Here is a 20357-nt window from a genome sequence, read left to right on the forward strand (position 1 = left end):
ATGCAAAAAATCGAGGCAATTATCCGAGCCTATAAGCTCGAAGAGGTTAAAATCGCTTTAGTCAATGCTGGTATCGTTGGCATGACCGTGTCTGAAGTTCGGGGATTTGGACGGCAGAAAGGTCAAACTGAACAGTATCGCGGTACAAAGTACAGAGTGGACTTTCTTCCTAAGGTCAAGCTAGAAGTCGTTGTTGAAAATGGCTTAGTTGACATGGCAGTAGAAAAAATTCTCGCTGCTGCTCACACTGGTAAAATCGGCGACGGTAAAATTTTCATCAGTCCCATTGAGCAAATTGTCCGGATTAGGACTGGGGAAAGGAATCTAGAGGCGGTTTAATCCCTAATCAAGTAGGGTGGGCAAAAACAGTTTGCTTATTTTGATAATTCTAGATTAGAATACTTTGCCCACCCTACTTTAATTGGTATTTTTTTTACTTGAGCTTGTCCGGTGGGCAAAAACAGTTTGGTTCAAATCAGTATTAATGATTAGATTACTTTGCCCACCCTAATTGAATTGGTATTTTTTTTACTAAGTGGTGATGGGTAATGTAAGCATTCAGCTATCAGCCAAAGGCCAAGGGCTTTTCCCCAGACTTTCAATTTTATTCTAAGCTGACCGCTGACAGCTGAACGCTGTTCGCGTACGCGTGCGCGTAGCGCATATGCTTACAATCCACCCACGATTTGCTAAGTGATTAGTAGGACTTAGTTTAAATTAGACTCGTAAAACATTGATTTGCTCCGATCCTGTACTGGCCAATCGTCGTTTTCACCACCTATAATTAATTTTTCAATCTCCACATATTCTTTGGCAAGTTGCCGGAGAGAATTAATTAAAATATCAAGAGCGATCGCATCACTAGTTCCTAAATCAAACCAGCAGCGCCCCCAAGTGCCTTCATACTCAAACTCGCCCTGATTATGCATCAAGGCCATTAAACTCTTTTCCGCTACTCTATCATCATATTCCATGTAGCTGATTTCTAGGCCAACCTCTTGCACTGGCAGGTTTTCTGCATCAAATCCTCCCAATTTACCTAATAAAAACCAGGAATTGAACAGTTCTTCCACATATTCCTTTTCCCGATAGGAAGGAACAGTGCTAAATTCTATCCAAATCCACAAATCAAATGGGTTAAACTCACGAAATATAATTTGCATATCGTTTAGGGAACAGGGAACAGGGAATCGGGAACAGGGAATCGGGAATCGGGAATCGGGAATCGGGAATCGGGAATCGGTGAAAAGCAATTATTTTAACTAACACTTAGTTTTTTTTATCGCCATTAATCCCGAATATCGGATATTAACTTTTTGATTAATCCTGATTTTTTTCAAACCCTATCTTATCACAATTTTAAACGAGTTGTGAAAAATATAGTTATGAAAAATCACCAATAGTGAGAGAGGGAGCAGGGAGCAGGGAGCAGGGAGCAAGGAGCAGGGAGCAGGGAGCAGCTCAAGGGCACCTAAGCAGTTGTGGAGAGCCAGTTGCTGATCTAAGTCCCCATCTCCCCATCTCCCCATCTCCCCATCTCCTGCTCTTCCTGTGATTCCCTCAAAGAGTATAACTACTTGTTGCTACTACTACCCAATCGAGATCGTGAGTTTCCCCTAAGGCATAGTGAACTGTACACCATTCCCCAGACAGATTGAAGTTAAGATGGTAAGTTTTGGAATTTACCAGTTGAGTGGCAAACAGGTTTCTCAAATCTATCTCGAACTTGCATTCTGTTTGGATTTCCTCTAATCCTTCTCTTTGTTCTGACAATTCTTCTTGAACCTCTTGGTATTCTTCCGTTGATAATTCTCCTTCTTCCTCTAATTTTACTAGTTCTTGTTCTAGCTGTGCTATTATTTCCTGGTACTCTTCTATCTCATTTCCGTAATCATCTCGAACTCTAATAAATTCATTGATTTCGCTAATCTCTAAAAATCCCGTAGTATCCAATAATTTTTGCATAACTTCGTTGCGACTAGTGGTGATCACTACCTCGAAACCTCCCAAGGTCAATTCTTCCTCTGCTTGGGCTTGGTGAGTAATTTGATTGGTGATACATTGGATTTGCTCAACCAGTGCAGCGGTATTGTATTGGACGGATTCTAGATCCGGAATCATAAATTGTGGTGATGAGTTGCACCGCCAGGTTTGTTTGATACCTAATCCAATCCACTCTCCTGCTGTTGATAAACCAATTAGCATCGGAATTCCTAAGGAGCCAAAGATACTTTGTTGAATGGGAAATCCCTCTTCCAATTCTTCTGGTAGTGTAGGAAGGCGATAGCCATAGATAGTTAACTCTGAGAAATTAGCTTGCAGCAGTGCGATCAGATTTTGGTAATGGGCGCTCACAGGTTGAGATTGGGTTGCGCGAATCTGACTGAGAAACTCTTCAGGAGTAAAGGGCATAAGACCGGTGTTATCGACTAGAAAGCGTTCCACTGAAAAAGAACCTTTATCGTCCACTTCCCAAGGAATAACTATATAAGGAGCGTCACCAACTAGGCTGAAGTATTCATCTTTGGTTAATTCTTGAAGGGTAGTAACAATTTGCTCAGTTTGGGGTTTCATAATTATTGTTAAGGTAGGATGTTAGTAAGCATTCAGCAGTCAGCTTTCAGCTGTCAGCTATAGAATTTTCATTTGAGATGTGAAACTATAATTGATGGTGAAAGGGAATAGGGAACAGGGAATAGGGAATAGGGCAGAGGGAATAGGGAACAGGGAACAGGGAACAGGGAAAGAATCCGTGTGTGTACTTCATTAATAGGAAAACGACTGTATGATAAATCAGCATTTGGTTTCATGAGATAATTTAAAATTATATATTAGCAAATAGTTGATATAATTGATCATACTTATGAGGTAGATTTAATTTTATTACTCCCTACTCCCTACTCCCTACTCTCAAAAATTCCAATGCCGAGGTACCTCCTTACACACAACTGCCACGAATTATAATGTATTTTATCTCAAGCAGTCATGAGTTTTAAAGCAGCAAATTCTAGTCAAGATTTGAACCAATCTACAGCAGTAAGTTCTAAGATTATTTCCGGTCGTTTTACGGTTCTGGAACAGTTCACTGAGTTCTTGACCTATAGCCAAATGTAAATTATTCAGCTTTCTCGTGGTTCGTTCCAGAGTGAGTTTTTGGCTACCCAGATTGGTGATTTATATTTCACACGTATTAGCGCCAATCAATCCGTTCAAGTAAGAGGTCCGAAACAGCAGGGATATTTAACTTTTGCGTTGGTTTGGGAGGCTAAAGGAGGCCATTTTTATGGCCACGGTCAGCCCCTGTGTCCCCAAACTGATTTGAATGGTTTTGATCGGCAACGGGAAACGGGCTTCGTGACTCCTCAAGTGGGAATGATGGTAGACATATTCATCCCGGTGGGAATCTTTGAAGCTTGTGCCAATCACTTGCAGCGCTATGATTTGGACGATCGCTTCCTCGCCAAAAATCATGTGAGTATATTGCCCGATCGGATTGGGGAGATCAAGGACTATCTGCGGGAACTATTTTGGTTGGCGCAACATCAACCTGACTGGTTGAAGCAGCCCCATGTTCAACAGCTGGTGGCAAATGATCTCGTTCCATTGGTGATTCAAGCCATTCCCATTCAAGGCAGTTCCACCCCCACCCTCAAACCCTCTCGGCGGAGAAAGTTGATAGCCCAAGCGGAGCTTGAAATGCTGGCCCACTTGGAAAAACCCCTGACCCTCAAGGAGCTAGCCAAACGATTGGGCTCTAGCAGTTCAGCTTTGTCCTATGGGTTTCAGGAGTTATTTGGCATGAGTCCCATGCGCTATCTCAAGGTGCGACGGCTGAATGCGGTGCGCAGGTGCCTGAAGGCAAGTGATCCAGACAGTTGTAGCGTAGAAATCCTGGCTAACCAATTTGGCTTCTGGAATGGAGGCCATTTTGCTAGAGATTACAGAGTCATGTTTGGGGAATTGCCTTCAAAAACGTTGCAGAGGAAAGCAGTTAGACAATAATAATGAAAACGTATTCTACCTGGTTTGGAGACGATATATGACGACGCTTAACAAAACGAATTATAGATAAAACTAATTATTGTCCCGTTAAAGGCTATTTTATTCTTATGGTTAGTAAAGTTGGAATTTTTGAGTATTGAGGGGAGCCGTTTATGTTTAGCATTAAATAGACAGCAGGTCAAAGTTGCACAGTCAAAGTTGCACAACTTATGAACTATGTACTATCCGAGCAAGCTAAAACCGATGAGGGAGCTATAGCTTTAGTACAAATGTTCTGCATCAGTGACATGCTCCCGGTGCAGAAAACTTGCAAAACCAAAGTTGAAACTCTGATACAGACGGAAGCTGTTATGAAATATTTGAGAGCTAATGGTTCTAAGGGAAGTGGCGTTGCTGAATCTTCGCGCTGAATAGGAGTAGAGTGGGCAGCCCGCGCGACAATAATCATGAAACTGGCAAGATGCCAGTTCCACAGCAATATGCCGCATCCTGCCCGCGCGAAAATATATTTAAACTGGCAAGATGCCAATTCCACAGGAAGATGCCGATTCCACAGATGCGACAATATATTTAAACTGGCAAGATGCCAATTCCACAGGAAGATGCCGATTCCTCAGATGCGACAATAATCATGAAACTGGCAAGATGCCAATTCCACAGGAAGATGCCGATTCCTCAGATGCGACAATAATCATGAAACTGGCAAGATGCCAGTTCCACAGCAAGATGCCGATTCCACAGATGCGACCCGTTCGCGCCCCGCGTCGGCTTTGCCGAAAGATGCGACCCAACGGCGATTTACTCGCCCTAGGAGGCGCGCGCCTAAGCGCGAATTTAATAATTAGATCGCTCAAGCGCACCTAAAAACTCTTAATAATGGAATGATTTTAAGAGTAGGTGCGCTTTCCAATGGGCGAGTAAATCGCCCTTGGGTCGCACCTGTGGAATAGGCATCTTGCCTGTTCGATATCTTTTGGAGCGGGCAGGATGCCCACTCTACTCCTATTAATTCAAAGATTCAGCAACGCCAGCTTTTGGAACTATGCTCTCCCTGGTTATTGCCGGGAGTTGATTTACTGTTTTTATCAGGGTTTATGAATAAGTTTTAACTGTATTTAGAAGAAGATAGTGGCGGTTGCGATCGCATCCTCTGTTTTGCTTGCGTTTTCCTGCTGTTTTCCTGATGCTCAAAGCCTTAGTTTTGATTCAGGAGATTGATAAGCCAGAGGAAATGGTTGGTGGTTTTGAGTATCTGTGAGCATGTCACCTTTGTAATTAGGTACATAGATCCCCCCTAGCCCCCCTTAAAAAAGGGGGGAATTAGATTTAAAAGTCCCCCTTATTAAGGGGGATTTAGGGGGATCTGAACAGGGATTAACAAAATTGACATGCTCCCTTGAGTATCTGTGAGCGGACGCTTTTTAATCAGTGCGGGATGATTGGGATAATACAGACATGAAACCTTGATTGGGTCGATAAGATGCGATCGCAAAAAAGCGATCGCTTTTTTGTAAGCATATGCATGGTAAAGGCTTCGACGCTGTTTTGGCGGGAGCAGGTCAAAGTTGCAGAACATTTGTACTATGTCCCATTAGCGGAAGCAATTACCCATGAGGGGGCTATAGATAATGTACAAATATTCATCCTGGACATGCTCCCCCTATTACCTATTACCTATTACCTATTACCTATTACCTATTACCTATTACCTATTACCTATTACCCAAATTTAGTACAAATGTTCTGCATAAGTGACATGCAAGCGTTTTGGCCTAGCTTGGCTATAGGCCAATGGCTGATACCTGAATGCTTACTTCAAAATTAGCATCTTACCAGAACAATTACCGGATATACCCAATTCTTAATAAATTTTATACTTTTTACTGCTTAAAATACTATCTTATCATACTTAAAATAAAATTGCCGTTTTTTTAACATTAATTAACGAGGTTTTCCAGGCCACGCATTATAGTAGTTTAAGTATCGAATAGGTTAAATTTTTAATAAATTTTAAAATTTATTACTGCTTAAAATACTATCCTATCATACTTAGACTACCCCCCCGATTTGTTAACATTAATTAACGTTTATTTTGGTGATATTAATGATTATTATTCTAGTTAATTATTTAAGAATAATAATCATGTTAATGCATTAGTTTTTCTTATATATTTATGGAGATCTGAATAAGAAATATATATATATTCGTGGAATCCTCATTTCAGAAAAGATCTGGATCAGCCAAGTCCTTACCCACTCTATATTTCAGCTGATTTAGACAGATAAAATCTGGTCAGTGCTCAAGAGATTTTCAATCACAGTCAATCAAAAAAAAAGTTTTGTGATGCAAAAACTGTGAGATACTAACAAACGGGTGCATAAAACTTGCAACACAAAAGTTTAAACGTTTGATATAACGGTAGCCTTAATGAAATATTTGAGAGCTAATCGCTCCAAGGGCAGTCATGACAATGCCCAGATGGGGAAGCGATTATTCAATGGGGTGATGGCGATCCTACTAACGATCACCTTCACTCTAGTTGGTTTCCTCCCAGTGACTAACCAGGGAATCGCACTTGCCGACACAGAAGGCCAGCCCAACATCCTGGTGATCATGGGAGATGACATTGGTTGGACTAATGTCAGTGCTTATGAAAAGGGCATTGTCGGTTACGACACGCCCAACATCGATCGCATTGCCAATGAGGGCATGCTGTTTACGGACTACTACGCTGAGCAAAGCTGTACCGCCGGTCGGGCAGCTTTTATCACTGGCCAAAGTGGTTTGCGGACTGGCTTGCTGAAAGTCGGTTTCCCAGGAGCACCCTTTGGCATCCAGGATGAAGACCCCACCTTGGCAGAAATGCTGAAGCCCTTGGGTTACACATCGGGGCAGTTTGGCAAAAACCACCTGGGGGATCTCAACCGGTTTCTGCCCACAGTCCATGGCTTTGACGAATTCTTGGGCAACCTCTATCACTTGAATGCAGAAGAAGAGCCGGAGAATTCGGACTATCCCGGCGGACCAGATGGCTGGTTTGCCAAAAATGTTGGACCTCGCGGAGTTCTGGATTGCAAAGCAACGCCTGGTGAATATCACGAGGAACCGATCATTGGAGATCCAGACTATTCAAAACGCTTTGGCGAGTTGGGCTATCAGGAATGTTATGATACCGGGTCGCTCAACATTGAGCGCATGAAGACCGTAGATCGGGAATTCCTAGACCGGACGAAGGAGTTCATTGAAACAGCGGTGGAAAACCAGAAGCCCTTCTTGACCTGGTTTAACTCCACCCGGATGCATTTCTATACCCATATTAGTGATGAGGTCAAGGGAATCAGCGGTCAGGGCTTCTACGGTGATGGCATGCTAGAGCACGATGGCCATGTAGGAGAGTTGCTCGACCTGCTGAAGGAGCTGGGCATTGAAGACAATACGATTGTCATCTATACCACAGACAACGGCCCCCATTACAATCAATGGCCTGATGGCGGTCTGAGTCCCTTCCGGGGTGAGAAGAACACCAACTGGGAAGGCGGCTACCGCGTTCCAGCACTCGTGCGCTGGCCTGGTCATATCCCCGCTGGAACCGTATCCCATGAGATTTTCTCTCACTTAGATTGGGTGCCAACCCTGATGGCGGCTGTTGGCGTGGATGACATCAACGAAACCCTGAAGCAGCCCTGTCCGGAAGATGAACCCACAAACCTCTGTGGAACCTATCTCGATGGGTTCAATCAGTTGGCCTATTTGACCGATCCCGAGAACCAAAAGGGACAGCGTCCGGGATTCATCTACTTCAATGATGAGGGTCAACTGCCAGGGGTTCGCATTGGGGATTGGAAAATAGTCTTTTCGGAACAACGGGCTCACTATTTTGATGTCTGGCGGGAGCCGTTTGTGCAACTGCGAGTTCCGAAGCTGTTTAACTTGCGTCGGGATCCCTACGAGCGCGGGGATACCGATTCCAACAACTACAATGACTGGTGGTCTCGCCGGAATTACTTGTTGCTGCCACCGGTAGGGCTTGTGCAGAAGTACCTGGATACGTTTGAAGAGTATCCTCCCAGTCAACCTCCTTTTGGTTTCAATCCTAACGAAATCATTGACGACATTGTTGATCAGATTGAAACCTATTCCCTTGACTAAGGGGTAAAAGGGCATATAGCGCTACGCGCAAGGGCTTTAGGCAAGAGGCAAAAGGAAACAGTTTACTGTAACAGCTTTTGCTGCTTGTATCAATGTCAAACACCTTAATGCGTAGTGCTATATCAACCAGATACATTACCTCAGAGGATATCTGAAAAGTTTTTTTATACTGAATTTTGCCCCCCTAGCCCCCCAATTCTGGGGGGAACAAGAATCAATTTGCTGCTAAAAGTCCCCCAAAATTGGGGGACCAACGGGGGCTTGGATGTAGCAAATGAGACTTCTCAGACAACCTCTCAGTTAAAGATGTCTTTGGTTGGCACAAAGTAATTCAGCTCTTAGATGATGAAAAAAAGAACCTTTGTAGTTTTCTTCTCAATTCTGTTATCAGTCTTTTGCCTAGGAGGCTTTGTGGCATGTCCCCCTGCTGCTGCGGACTATGACCCGTTAGTGTCTTGGAATGAGGGTACGACTAAAGACACGATTGTTAACTTTGTGGAAGAGGTTACCAATCCTAACAGTTGTAATTACGTTCCTCCGAGGGGACGCATTGTCACGATTGATAATGATGGAACCCTGTGGACTGAAAAACCCCTTATTCAGGGGGAATTTATAAAATCTAGGCTAGGCAATGGATTGTCAGATCTTAAAACACTTGGTTTTTTAACTGAAAAGGAAGTCGTCCTAGCAGATCTCGAATTACCGGAAATGACACCGGAAGATTATAAACAGGAAGCTAGGGAATTTCTGGATACACAAAATCATCCATACCTTGGCTTTCCATACATCCAGCTGACCTTCCAGCCCATGGTTGAACTGGTCAATTATCTCAGAAGTAATGATTTCAAGGTCTATATTTGCTCTGGGGGTGGAACGGATTTCATTCGCTCCTTTGCGGAAGATGCCTACGGTATTCCCCCTGAAAACATCATTGGTAGTACCACCCAAACCGAGTATATTGACCCAGAAGAGGATGGAACTTATGTCTTGCTCAAGAAGCGAGAACTGGTGCAACCCTTTAACGATAAAGCAGGTAAACCAGTGGGGATTGACCGCTACATTGGCAAAAAACCAATTATGGCGGTTGGTAATTCCAGTGGTGATTTACAAATGCTTGACTACACTGATGATGACCAAGGTCCAGCTTTAATGATGCTGCTTCACCATAATGATCCCCGTGAATGTCCCTATGCTGAAGAAGCTGGCATTGACTGTCCATACGATGATCCGGTTTTTGATGAGGCCAATGAGCGTGGTTGGACAGTTATCAGTATGCAAGAGGATTTTGTAACAGTATTTGGAGAAGAAATCGATCAAGCCCAGATAGCATCTGAATTAGATATCAGTAAAGAGGATTTCGGAACAGTGTCTGGAGAAGAAATCGATCAAGCCCAGACAGCATCTGAATTAGATATCAGTAAAGAGGATTTTTGGGACAGAATAATTCAGGAGGTTACTCGATAATTTACTGTTGAATTAAACAAATAGCTATTATAAATAGGTGCTGTTTATTTGCTATTGCTTCGGCATTATATCACAGATATTTCCTGGGTCTTACTGGTAACATAACCCCAAACTTTCCAAATCACAATTTACCTTTTGGTGCTAAAACCCCCTTACCATCCATATCCTCAGATGGATGTCCTGTCTGGAAAAGTATTATGACACAAATTTCTACGTCTATCCCCACCGATGATATCCCTCAACTCCCAAAAGCAGAGGTGGAAGATCACCACCATCACCATCCCCATCCCCATCACCACCATGGTGATCATAGCCACACCCACGGGGTGATCGACCCCGAAATTGCTAGCTCTGCTCGGGGCATCTGGGCGGTAAAATGGTCTCTGGTGGGCTTGGTGATCACTGCAATTTTGCAGGCAGTGGTGTTCTGGCTCTCTGGCAGTGTCGCTCTCCTGGCCGATCTAATTCACAACGTGGGGGATGCGATGACTGCTGTGCCCTTGGGGGTGGCGTTTCTAGTATCGCGACGCAAGCCAACCGCCAGATTTTCCTATGGCTTTGCTCGATTGGAAGACTTGGCCGGGGTGATGATTGTGGTGATTGTGCTGTTGAGTGCCGTGATTACCGCCTATGAGTCTGTGGAGCGATTTTACCATCCTCAGCCCCTGCATCATTTGGGAGCCCTGGCAATTGCGGCCATCGTGGGCTTTATTGGCAACGAAGTTGTGGCTCTTTTCCGGATTCGGGTTGGCCGGGAAATCAATAGCGCTGCCCTGATTGCTGATGGGTATCACGCTATGGCTGATGGTCTAGTCAGTCTGGCAGTGTTGGTCAGCGCTGTGGGGGTTGCCCTGGGCTATTCCTGGGCCGATCCCGTGATTGGTTTAGTGATCACAGCAGTGTTACTAAAAATTGTCTGGGAGTCGGGGCAGACTATTTTTAGTCGTTTGCTGGATGGGGTGGAACCAGAGGTGTTAGAATCCCTCAACCATGCCATCAATCATGTGCCTGAAGTAGAAGCTGATGCTGTGGCAAACCTTCGACCCCGCTGGCTGGGGCATCGGCTCCATGTCGAGATGGACATCATGCTACCACCCACTCTATCTCTTCAGGATACCCAAAGAATTACTAATACTGTTGAGGAGCAACTGAAAGCCGAACTGCCCTATCTAGGTTTGATAGTGGTTCGCGCTGTACCTTTTACTCAAACGAGGGAATCGGGAATCGGGAATCGGGAATCGGGAGTAGGCAATAGGCAATAGGCAATAGGCAATAGGCAATAGGCAATAAAAGATTTCACCAATCATTGAGAAGATTGTTTGACTCAGTGGTGCGTTACGGGAAGGGCTATCTCAACAAGGGCCGACCGTTAAAATCATGGCGAGCCCTTCCCTAACGCACCCTACGCCTAATCCCTACGCCTAATCCCTGCTCCCTGTTCCCTGTTCCCTGTTCCCTGTTCCCTAAAACCCAAAAAAATGTACCTCACCTAATTGAACACCGTTATAATTGCCATGCAGGAAACAGCAACAACACTGATTCATCAAGAAACTTCACTGTCTGAAATCCCGGTTAAGAGGGAGGATCGACCCAAGCCACTAATTCGGATTTTGCGGGAACCATTGCTGCATTTCCTGGTTTTGGGTGCCTTGCTCTTTGGGCTATATTTTTGGGTTGGTGGTCCAACTATCACATCGGATTCTCCCAAGCAAATTGAGGTGTCTGCTGGCACCATTGAGTCTTTGAAAACAACCTGGCAGCGGCAGTGGGGACGAGAGCCCTTGCCCCAAGAGCTGGAAAGCCTTGTGGATAACTACGTTCGCGATGAAGTACTGTATCAGGAAGCCCTGGCATTGGGGTTAGATCAAAACGACCTGATTGTGCGGCGACGGGTGGTTCAAAAGATGCAGTTCTTGGTCGAAGATGTGTCGGCTCTGCGGGAACCCTCCGATCAAGTGTTGCAAGCCTATTTAGGGGAGCATGCCGATCGCTATACTATACCGGGCAAGTTTAGCTTTGCACAGATTTACTTCAGTCGGGAAATGCGGCGCGATCGCACTGATGCGGAAGCCCGTGATCTTCTGAATCAGTTGCAAGCCAACCCCAACCTGGAACGGTTCCAGAAGCTAGGGGACCGCTCCATGTTGCCCATAACCTATAATCTAGCCTCAGCTGAGATCCTAAGCAACACCTTTGGTGGAAGCTTTGGTCAGGAGATGGCTGGGGTTACGGAAAACGGCTGGCAAGGCCCGTTCCATTCCGCTTATGGCAGTCATCTGGTTTACGTTAGCGACATTGAACCGGGTCATAACGCTACTTTGGCAGAGGTCAAAAGGGATGTCCGTCGGGACTGGATGAGAGACCAGCGCCAACAGCTGGACGAGCAGTTCTATCAACAGTTACGCGATCGCTACACGGTTTCCATTGACCAAGATGCCCTCAACCAAGCTATTCAGGAGGAGCAAGGATGAACCTAGGGAAATGGATTTGTATTGCTCTGTTGGTTTGCCTCGGCCTGGGATGCTATCCCGCCCCCGCCCAGGCTCACGGCTTTCAAACGTCCTACCTGGAACTACGAGAGCAACCCTCTGGCCAGGTGGAGGTGGTCTGGAAAACCCCATCAGCCATGAGTTTTGGGGATGAAGGGCTGAGTAGTCCCATGACCATTAGCCCGGTATTTCCCAGCCACTGCACTGGGGTGACCGTGCCTAAAGTAATGGCTACTCCCACCACCCGTATCACCCGCTGGACATTGGATTGCGGTAAAAACGGATTGGCTGAAGAAACCATTGCGTTTCCGGGACTGCTCCAAAGCTCTCTGGAAGTGCTATTGCGGGTGGAATGGGCCGATGGGCACTCCCAAACCACCATGGTGCCCACTGGCGAAGAGACCTTTGTTATCCCAGAAAAAACCACTGTGTTTGCAGTGGGCCAGACCTACCTCAAACTTGGGGTCGAGCACATTTTCAGCGGCATCGACCACTTGCTGTTTGTCTTAGGCCTAGTCTTAATAGTCGGACCATCCTGGCGTCTGGTCAAGACCATTACCGCCTTTACCCTCGCCCACAGCATTACCCTCGGTGCAGCTACCTTAGGTCTTGTGAATGTGCCCCAAGCCCCAGTGGAAGCAGTGATTGCCCTCAGCATTTTGTTCTTAGCTTCGGAGCTGGCCCACAGCCGCCAGGGTAAACCAGGATTGACTGAGCAATATCCCTGGCTAGTGGCCCTTACCTTTGGACTGCTCCACGGCTTTGGCTTTGCCGGAGCCTTGGCAGAGGTGGGATTACCCCCCCAAGACATTCCCCCAGCTCTGTTGTTTTTCAATGTTGGGGTGGAATTAGGACAACTGGCCTTTGTGCTAGTAGTGGTTGCGGTGATGGAGAGCCTGAAACGGTTTGGTTCAGAGAACTATCCGCGCTGGCTGGGTTGGGTGCCCACCTATAGTATTGGCATTCTGGCATCGTTCTGGTGTTTCCAGCGAGTGGCAGCTTTTTGGGGGTGAGTTGATCACTTAGCGATCGCAAAAACCAGAAATCTTACCCAAAACGCTCTCTCAGAAAATATCCTGGCATCTCACAATTACAAAGTTAGCAATGTCAACAATGTATTGACTGAGTGTAAGTCCAGCATTTCCCTCGTTTCAACAGAAACGATTTACCAAACCCTATCTAATTTAAGGAGTAATATCCGATGAAATTGAAGCCTTTACCCCTGAGGATTCGACCCTTGTGGTTGCGAGTCCTCACTGTAGGAGTTCTCAGTCTACTGCTAACGATGGGACAAATACCTATCGCTTCAGCAGAAATTGCTGTACCGCTCCCAGTGGAACGAAAAGCCCTATTCGGGGACCTGCACGTTCACACCAACTACTCCCTCGATAGCTATTTTGGAGCCAACCCCAATGGTCCAGAAGAAGCCTACCGCTTTGCCCGAGGGGAGGCGGTTACGATGGCTTCAGGACAATCTCATAAGTTGAAAACTGCCCTGGATTTCACTGCCTTAACTGATCATGGAGAGTTTTTAGGAGAAATAGCCATCTGTACGATGGATGAAAATTCCCCTTACTATAACTCCGAAAATTGTCAGCTAGTAAGGGATGCACAAGAAGATATAGACGATGCTGCGGAGGCATATCAAAGATTTGTGATCGGTAAAGAGGATCTTGGGGTTTGTGGTGATAATAACGAACTTTGCGAGGAATATACCCCTCTCGTTTGGGAAAAGATCCAAGATGCGGCGACACAGTTCAACGAGCCAGGGGTATTCACCACCTTCAACGCCTATGAATGGTCTTCTCCTGGCAATGTGGAACCAGGACTTGCGGGGGCAGGTATTCACCGTAATATCATTTTTAGTAATGATAGCGTTCCTGAGACTGTGTTTTCGGCTTCGGATGTTTCCGACCCATTGAAGTCTTCTCCCAACCCAGAGCATCTGTGGGCTTGGTTGGATACTAACTGTACGGGAGAGTGTGAGGTGATCGTCATTCCCCACAACACTAACTTGTCTCAGGGAACTGCTTTTAACCCAACCTACTACGACAACGTTACCCCCATAGATGATGTTCGCGCCAGCACTCAACAACGACTAGAGCGACTGGTAGAAGTGATGCAAACCAAAGGGGAGTCCGAGTGCAAAACGGGTTTAGGCAATGTGGATGAACTGTGTAACTTTGAAAAACTCGATACCCGTTCCGTTCGGACGGGTCCTTCCTTTCTGATCGAAGGGGCTGCCGTCCAATCCCTAACCACTGCCCCCATCTGTGATGAACTTTTTGAACCAGATGGTTGTATTAACAAATATAGCTACATCCGAGAAGGACTCAAAGAAGGTGTCAAACAAGAGGCTAAAATTGGTGTCAACCCCTTTAAGTACGGTTTTGTGGGCGCGACCGATACCCACAGTGGGGTTCCGTCAAGTGGGGAAGAAGATAATTACCAGGGTAATCATGGTATGGCTGACGATACTCCTCAATACCGATTGGGGATTGAACAAAGTCCCATTAGTGGTGAACTCGATAACCTTTTGAATAATCCTGGTGGGTTAACAGGAGTTTGGGCTGAAGAAAACACCCGCGACAGTATCTTTGATGCCTTCCAGCGACGGGAAACCTTTGCCACCAGCGGTCCTCGTATTCAAGTACGACTCTTTGGCGGCTACGAGTTCCCAGAAGATCTCAATCTTCGAGATGATGCCATCGAGATTGCTTATGGCACTGGCGTTCCCATGGGCAGCGATTTCCCAATCCTTCCCACTGCTGAGGCAGACCCTGAGTTGTTTGTTTGGGCGATTAAAGATCCTTTGAGTGCTCCCATAGACCGCATCCAAATCATTAAGGGTTGGCTCGGTGATGATGGGGAAACCCATGAAAAGGTCTATGATGTTGCCTGTTCCGATGACAAACAGCTAAATGAGAATGGCTCATGTCCTGGAAATAAGGCCATACCGAATATTTTTACCTGTAGTTACCCCGAGAATGTGGGAGACTCAGAACTCAGTACTGTTTGGCGTGATCCTGAATTTGACCCCAATCAACACGCATTTTACTACGCACGGGTGATCGAAAATTTCACCTGTCGCTGGAGTAGCTATGATGCGCTCGCCGTTGACAAATCTATCTTCGCCTCTGGTGCTAAACCCTTTATTCGGGAACGGGCCTGGTCTTCCCCGATCTGGTATTCTCCAGCTATCGAACCTCTGCCTGCCCAACCTGTTGAAAATATGAGCCAGGAAGAATTTTGGAATCGAATCATTCAGGAAATTGAGAAACATTATTCAACCAAATGATGAAGTAAATCTATGATCCTGGCATCCCACCATGGCTTGGTAGTTTCAAAACCTATTGACTGAGTGTAAGTCCAGCAACCAAGCGATCGCTTTATAACTATTAGAAGCGATCGCAGTTACATAGGGTGCGTGATTATGGCCCAAATCTCTTGCCATCAGCCGAACGCTCCCAATCCATCCTAACGTACCATGCTGTTTGAGCCATTGGCAGACTCAAACAGCATGATTCAATCAAAAACAATTCTAAAAGGAGTTCATCAACATGAATCGAACAGTTTCACGTTTGCAAATTCGCAAACTATTTATCATAGGGTTGTGTATTTGCTTTCTGATCGGGAACATGCTATTTGTTTCCAACAGTGCCCTGGCAATTTCTTTGCCCCCTGGAGAGTACGAAATTCCATATTTCAACCGACCTGTACCCCTTCCGGGAGAAATACCCTACTCCCCTTATGCAGGGCGACCCGATGAGTATCAGCCGAGCCATCCCCAGCAGGTATTCTGGGGGGACACCCACCTCCATACCATCTATTCCTTTGATGCGGGTGCAGGTGGAACCACGCTGACCCCCGAAGATTCCTACCGCTTTGCCCGAGGAGAGGAAGTGACAACCGATGGTGGTCAACCAGTCCAGTTGTCTCGTCCCTTAGATTTCTTGGTGGTAACCGATCACACCGACCAGTTGGGCTCCTTCCAACAGTTTGTCGATGACCCCCCACAAGATTGCGGTGACGATCAGCAGCAGATAGATGATTGGCATGAAGCGATCGAAGAAGGCGGAGAGGCCGCAACCAATGCCGCAACCGAAATCGTCTCAGCCTTCGCTCAAGGCACAGTTCCAGAGTGTATGTTCCAAAGTCCAGAGGAGTTCGGTGCAGCTTGGGAAGATGAAGTGGATTGGGCGGAAGAGTTCAACGACCCCCACAAATTTACAGCAGTGATTGGGTATGAGTGGACTTCCCTAGATGCGGGAGACAACCTCCACCGGAATGTCATCTACCGTGACAATGGCGACAAAGCAAAGCAGTTGCTCCCCAAGACGACAGAAGATGGCACTGACCCAGAACTGCTCTGGAAGTGGATGGAAACCTATGAAGACACAACGGGTGGAGACGTGCTAGCCATACCCCACAATGGCAACTTGAGCAACGGCCAGATGTTTCCTGATCTCGATGCTCGCGGTATGCCCCTAAGCCACAGTTATGCCCAGCAGCGACAACGCTGGGAACCTCTCTATGAAGTCATCCAGGTAAAAGGGGCGAGCGAAACCCATCCAGATTTGTCTCCTGATGATGAATTTGCCAATTTTGAGGTCTCAGGTTGGGATTACAGTAACTTAGACCTGACTGTACCCAAAACAGATGATATGTACGAGCATGAGTATGCCCGTGCTGCCCTCAAGAATGGACTGAACTTTGAAGAAAACTTGGGAGCCAATCCCTTCAAATTTGGTCTGGTGGGTTCCAGCGACTTCCACATTGCCTTATCGGCAGCGGAAGAAGAAAACTATATGGGTAAGATACCTTTTGAGACCCCCAGCCCAAATCGGGCTACAGAGGTTATAAAGACCAGCTCTTTCCAAGATAACGGATATAACGTTCCGGAGGTGAACCGGCTGGGATGGCAACATGCGGCGGCTGGCTACGTGGGCGTTTGGTCCGAAGCGAACACTCGCGAATCCCTGTTTGATGCCATGGAACGTCGGGAAGTTTATGCCACCAGCGGACCACGAATGATAGTTCGCTTCTTTGGTGGTTGGGACTACACGGAAGACGATCTGGAACTCGATCTCGGAGAAGTTGGCTATGCCAAGGGTGTTCCTATGGGTAGCGATCTGCCTTTGCCTGAACATATCGATCTTAACTTCCCTGAAAAGCTCCCTGAGAATGTGTCGGAAAAGATCAAAGATATCGTGAACTATGGGGTACAAAAACAGAACCCACCAACCTTTTTAGTAGCTGCATTGAAGGATCCGATTCGGGGGAACCTTGATCGCATTCAAATTGTCAAGGGCTGGCTGGAGAATGGCGAAAGCCAGGAAAAAGTTTACGATGTTGTCTGGTCGGGCGATCGCGTCCCCGATGCCACTGGTAAGCTTCCTGAAGTCGGTGATACAGTTAATACCGAAACAGCAGAATGGACAAATACCATTGGTGCGGTTGAGCTAGCTCAGGTTTGGACAGACCCGGACTTCGATCCTACCCAAAGGGCATTTTACTACGCCCGGGTACTGGAAATTCCCACCCCCCGTTGGACAGACTACGACAAGGCATTTTACGGTGATGAGTGGTGTGCTGAAGCAAAGGAAGAAGATCCAACTGCTTGTGATGATATTCCCTTAACCCTACAGGAGCGGGTGTATACTTCTCCGATTTGGTATTCCCCTGAGACTGTAGCTCAGTTACCTGAAAATCCCGAAGATGGCAGTGATTTTGATTTCTGGAACAGAATAATTCACGAAATTATTCGATAAGTAACTGTTGAATTAAAGTAAGCCATCAGCTATCAGCTATCAGCTATCAGCTATCAGCTATCAGCTATCAGCTATCAGCTATCAGCTATCAGTCAAAAAATTGTGGCTAGACTACGAGAATGTCTGACGGCACCTCAAGCAGCGTTAGCTTTTAGCTCACGGCTGACGGCTGAATGCTTACGGGATTAGAAATAGGTGGTCGTTGTTTGGTATTGCAACGGCCACATATCGCATAAAAAAAGCCAATAACTTGATAGATTAAACAAGGCACAAATTAGGTATATAAAATGAATTGGAACCGGATTTGGAAAATAGGGGTAGGAGTTGCGATCGCCCTTGTTTTGGCAATCGTTGCCTACCTTGTTATAGGACAACAGAATCGACCCATCCCCGATCTCGCTTCTCAGGGCACCAGTAACCCGGAGCCAGAGGTGGTTGACTCAGATACAGAGCCTTTTACTCTACAACTGCTCCATGCTTCAGATTTTGAGGCCGGACTAGCCGCATTGGAAGATGCTCCTCGGTTTTCCGCCGTCCTGAATGCCCTCAAGGAGGACTACCCCAACACCCTTGTCCTCTCCTCTGGAGACAACTACATTCCCAGTCCGTTCCTGTTTGCAGGCAGCGACCCTAGGTTGAACGAGACCCCTGTGGGAGAAGCTAGTATTGGTCACGCTAATATCGAAATCCACAATCAACTGGGTATCCAAGCTTCCACCTTTGGGAATCACGATTTCGATCTGGGCAGCAAGGAAGTGCGGGATATCATTCAACCAGATGGAGATTACCGTGGAGCGCTGTTTCCCTATCTCAGTTCCAACCTGGATTTTACCACAGACCCTAACCTATCAAGCCTGATCAGTGCAAACGGTCAAGAAATCAGTACTATTCCGGCAGGACAGGTTGCGGGGACTGCAGTGATCACCGTCAATGGTGAGGCAATTGGTATTGTGGGAGCAAGCACACCCCTTTTGCCTACCATCTCTTCCTCTGATGGAGTCACGGTATTCCCGGAAAATCCCACAGACTATGACGCCTTAGCTGCTAAAATCCAAGCTGCGGTGGATGAATTGACCGCTACGGGCATCAACAAGATTATTGTCCTAGCTCACATGCAACAGTTGACCATTGAGCGGGATGAGTTAGCCCCTCGTTTGCGGGATGTAGATATAATCGTGGCGGGAGGGTCTCACACCTTGCTGTCTGATGCCACCGATCATCTTCGGCTGGGAGATACCAGTGGTGGTGTTTATCCCATTCTCAAAACCAATGGAGATGGGAATGCGATCGCTATTGTGAACACCGATGCCACCTATAAGTATGTGGGTCGTCTGGTGGTGGACTTTGATGCAAACGGTATCCTGATTCCCAGCAGTATTGACCCCAACATTAGTGGAGCCTACGCCACAGATGATCAAGGAGTTGAAGCGGTAGGAGGAACCCCAGACCCGGAGGTTGTAGAAATTACCAATACCCTTGATGAAGTGATCAGTACTCAGGATAGCAATATTTTTGGCAATACCAAAGTTTTCCTGCGGGGCGATCGCGCTTTTGTCCGCACGGAAGAAACCAACCTGGGTAACCTGACCGCTGATGCTAACCTGGTTTATGCCAAGACTGTAGATGCTACAACCGTGTTTTCTTTCAAAAATGGGGGTGGCATCCGTTCCAACATCGGGGTGATTAGCGCTGCTAACGGTGGCATCGACCCCAATGACTTTGAACTGTTGCCCCCAGCAGCCAATCCTGCGGTGGGCAAGGAAGAAGGGGAAGTTTCCCAACTCGACATCACCAACTCCCTCCGTTTTAACAATGGACTTACCCTGTTTACTGTCACAGCGGATCAATTGCTGGAAACCATCGAGGATGCAGTAGCGGCAACAGCTCCGGGTGTGACTCCCGGCCAGTTTCCCCAAATCGGTCGGCTTAAGTTTAGCTTTGATAGCACTCGTCCTGCCAATGATCGGGTTCTCTCTCTGGTTGTCCTGGACGATCAAGACCAAATTATCGATGTAGTGGCTCAGAATGGTGAATTAGTGGGGGATCCCAGCCGCACGTTTCGTGGTGTTACCATTAGCTATGTCGCTGATGGCGCTCCCTTCTCCAGCTTCTTGAGTGCCAATCCTGCTTTGTTCAATCGGGTCGATTTCTGGGGTGAGCCGGATAGCAATGGCGATGGGGTTTTAGATGCTGACGAAGACCTCAACAAAAACGGGGTCCGAGATGCTGCGCTCCCTGAAGCCTTCGAGGGTTTTGCCAATTTTGCTTCCTTTGGTTCCGAGCAGGATGCCCTAGCAGAATACCTCCATCAATTCTTCCCCACAGCAGCTAATGCCTTTAATCAGGCCGATACTGACCCAACATTGGACGAACGGATTCAAAATCTGGCTTTCCGGGAAGATACGGTAATTCCTGAATAAGCGGGGATTGGTGAAAAAATCATACCGAATGAAATGTTAGGCGGCACGGCAAAACCGCTGC

Annotated in this window: 18 protein-coding genes; 14 read left to right on the forward strand and 4 right to left on the reverse strand. The window is 46.7% G+C overall.

Annotated features, from left to right (window positions below; genetic code table 11):
* Positions 1-339 (forward strand): P-II family nitrogen regulator, encoded by a 339-nt coding sequence (locus tag LYNGBM3L_RS08170; protein WP_008181264.1) that lies wholly within the window; start codon positions 1-3, stop codon positions 337-339.
* A gap of 368 nt (positions 340-707) precedes the next feature.
* On the opposite strand, the gene LYNGBM3L_RS08175 is transcribed toward LYNGBM3L_RS08170, so the two are convergent.
* The 4 genes from LYNGBM3L_RS08175 to LYNGBM3L_RS43040 all read right to left on the reverse strand — a co-directional run bounded on the left by LYNGBM3L_RS08175 (position 708) and on the right by LYNGBM3L_RS43040 (position 2810).
* On the reverse strand, positions 708-1163 hold the full coding sequence (locus LYNGBM3L_RS08175; RefSeq protein ID WP_008181265.1) for a DUF3531 family protein: 456 nt from the start codon (positions 1161-1163) through the stop codon (positions 708-710).
* 180 nt (positions 1164-1343) lie between these two features.
* Positions 1344-1529 (reverse strand): hypothetical protein, encoded by a 186-nt coding sequence (locus LYNGBM3L_RS45540; RefSeq protein WP_008181266.1) that lies wholly within the window; start codon positions 1527-1529, stop codon positions 1344-1346.
* 31 nt (positions 1530-1560) lie between these two features.
* Entirely contained in the window at positions 1561-2574 is a 1014-nt protein-coding gene (locus tag LYNGBM3L_RS08185) for a hypothetical protein (RefSeq protein ID WP_008181268.1), read from the reverse strand.
* Positions 2575-2642: 68 nt separating this feature from the next.
* Complete coding sequence (locus LYNGBM3L_RS43040) at positions 2643-2810, reverse strand: hypothetical protein (protein ID WP_154659710.1); 168 nt, start codon at positions 2808-2810, stop codon at positions 2643-2645.
* A 175-nt stretch (positions 2811-2985) separates the two neighbouring features.
* Between LYNGBM3L_RS43040 and LYNGBM3L_RS48465 the strand changes: the two genes are divergently transcribed.
* The 13 genes from LYNGBM3L_RS48465 (at position 2986) to LYNGBM3L_RS08240 (ending at position 20296) form a co-directional block, all read left to right on the forward strand.
* Entirely contained in the window at positions 2986-3114 is a 129-nt protein-coding gene (locus LYNGBM3L_RS48465) for a hypothetical protein (protein WP_008181270.1), read from the forward strand.
* Positions 3115-3153: 39 nt separating this feature from the next.
* Positions 3154-4002: a helix-turn-helix domain-containing protein gene (locus LYNGBM3L_RS08190; protein WP_008181272.1), complete on the forward strand. Its 849-nt coding sequence runs from the start codon at positions 3154-3156 to the stop codon at positions 4000-4002.
* A 522-nt stretch (positions 4003-4524) separates the two neighbouring features.
* Entirely contained in the window at positions 4525-4866 is a 342-nt protein-coding gene (locus LYNGBM3L_RS40070; RefSeq protein WP_008181276.1) for a hypothetical protein, read from the forward strand.
* 271 nt (positions 4867-5137) lie between these two features.
* Positions 5138-5260 (forward strand): hypothetical protein, encoded by a 123-nt coding sequence (locus tag LYNGBM3L_RS48470; protein WP_267871997.1) that lies wholly within the window; start codon positions 5138-5140, stop codon positions 5258-5260.
* A gap of 222 nt (positions 5261-5482) precedes the next feature.
* Entirely contained in the window at positions 5483-5827 is a 345-nt protein-coding gene (locus LYNGBM3L_RS45545; RefSeq protein ID WP_131826963.1) for a hypothetical protein, read from the forward strand.
* A gap of 681 nt (positions 5828-6508) precedes the next feature.
* Positions 6509-8152 (forward strand): arylsulfatase, encoded by a 1644-nt coding sequence (locus tag LYNGBM3L_RS08205; RefSeq protein WP_131827334.1) that lies wholly within the window; start codon positions 6509-6511, stop codon positions 8150-8152.
* Positions 8153-8494: 342 nt separating this feature from the next.
* The gene (locus LYNGBM3L_RS08210; RefSeq protein WP_229414365.1) at positions 8495-9616 is read left to right on the forward strand and encodes an HAD family hydrolase; all 1122 of its coding nucleotides are present in this window, start codon (positions 8495-8497) and stop codon (positions 9614-9616) included.
* 197 nt (positions 9617-9813) lie between these two features.
* Positions 9814-10878, forward strand: coding sequence for a cation diffusion facilitator family transporter (locus tag LYNGBM3L_RS08215; RefSeq protein ID WP_008181290.1), 1065 nt, complete (start codon positions 9814-9816; stop codon positions 10876-10878).
* 231 nt (positions 10879-11109) lie between these two features.
* Positions 11110-12087 carry a peptidylprolyl isomerase gene (locus LYNGBM3L_RS08220; RefSeq protein WP_229414367.1) on the forward strand — a complete coding sequence of 326 codons (978 nt, stop codon included), beginning with the start codon at positions 11110-11112 and terminating at the stop codon, positions 12085-12087.
* The gene (locus LYNGBM3L_RS08225) at positions 12084-13118 is read left to right on the forward strand and encodes a HupE/UreJ family protein (protein WP_008181293.1); all 1035 of its coding nucleotides are present in this window, start codon (positions 12084-12086) and stop codon (positions 13116-13118) included. The genes LYNGBM3L_RS08220 and LYNGBM3L_RS08225 overlap by 4 nt, the downstream gene beginning before the upstream one ends.
* A 188-nt stretch (positions 13119-13306) precedes the next feature.
* Positions 13307-15403, forward strand: a complete 2097-nt coding sequence (locus tag LYNGBM3L_RS08230) for a DUF3604 domain-containing protein (protein ID WP_008181295.1) — start codon at positions 13307-13309, stop codon at positions 15401-15403.
* Between the two features lie 340 nt (positions 15404-15743).
* Positions 15744-17876: a DUF3604 domain-containing protein gene (locus tag LYNGBM3L_RS08235; RefSeq protein WP_008181296.1), complete on the forward strand. Its 2133-nt coding sequence runs from the start codon at positions 15744-15746 to the stop codon at positions 17874-17876.
* A gap of 287 nt (positions 17877-18163) precedes the next feature.
* Complete coding sequence (locus LYNGBM3L_RS08240; RefSeq protein WP_008181297.1) at positions 18164-20296, forward strand: bifunctional metallophosphatase/5'-nucleotidase; 2133 nt, start codon at positions 18164-18166, stop codon at positions 20294-20296.
* Positions 20297-20357: the final 61 nt, after the last annotated feature.

This window comes from Moorena producens 3L (genome assembly GCF_000211815.1).
GTDB lineage: Bacteria > Cyanobacteriota > Cyanobacteriia > Cyanobacteriales > Coleofasciculaceae > Moorena > Moorena producens.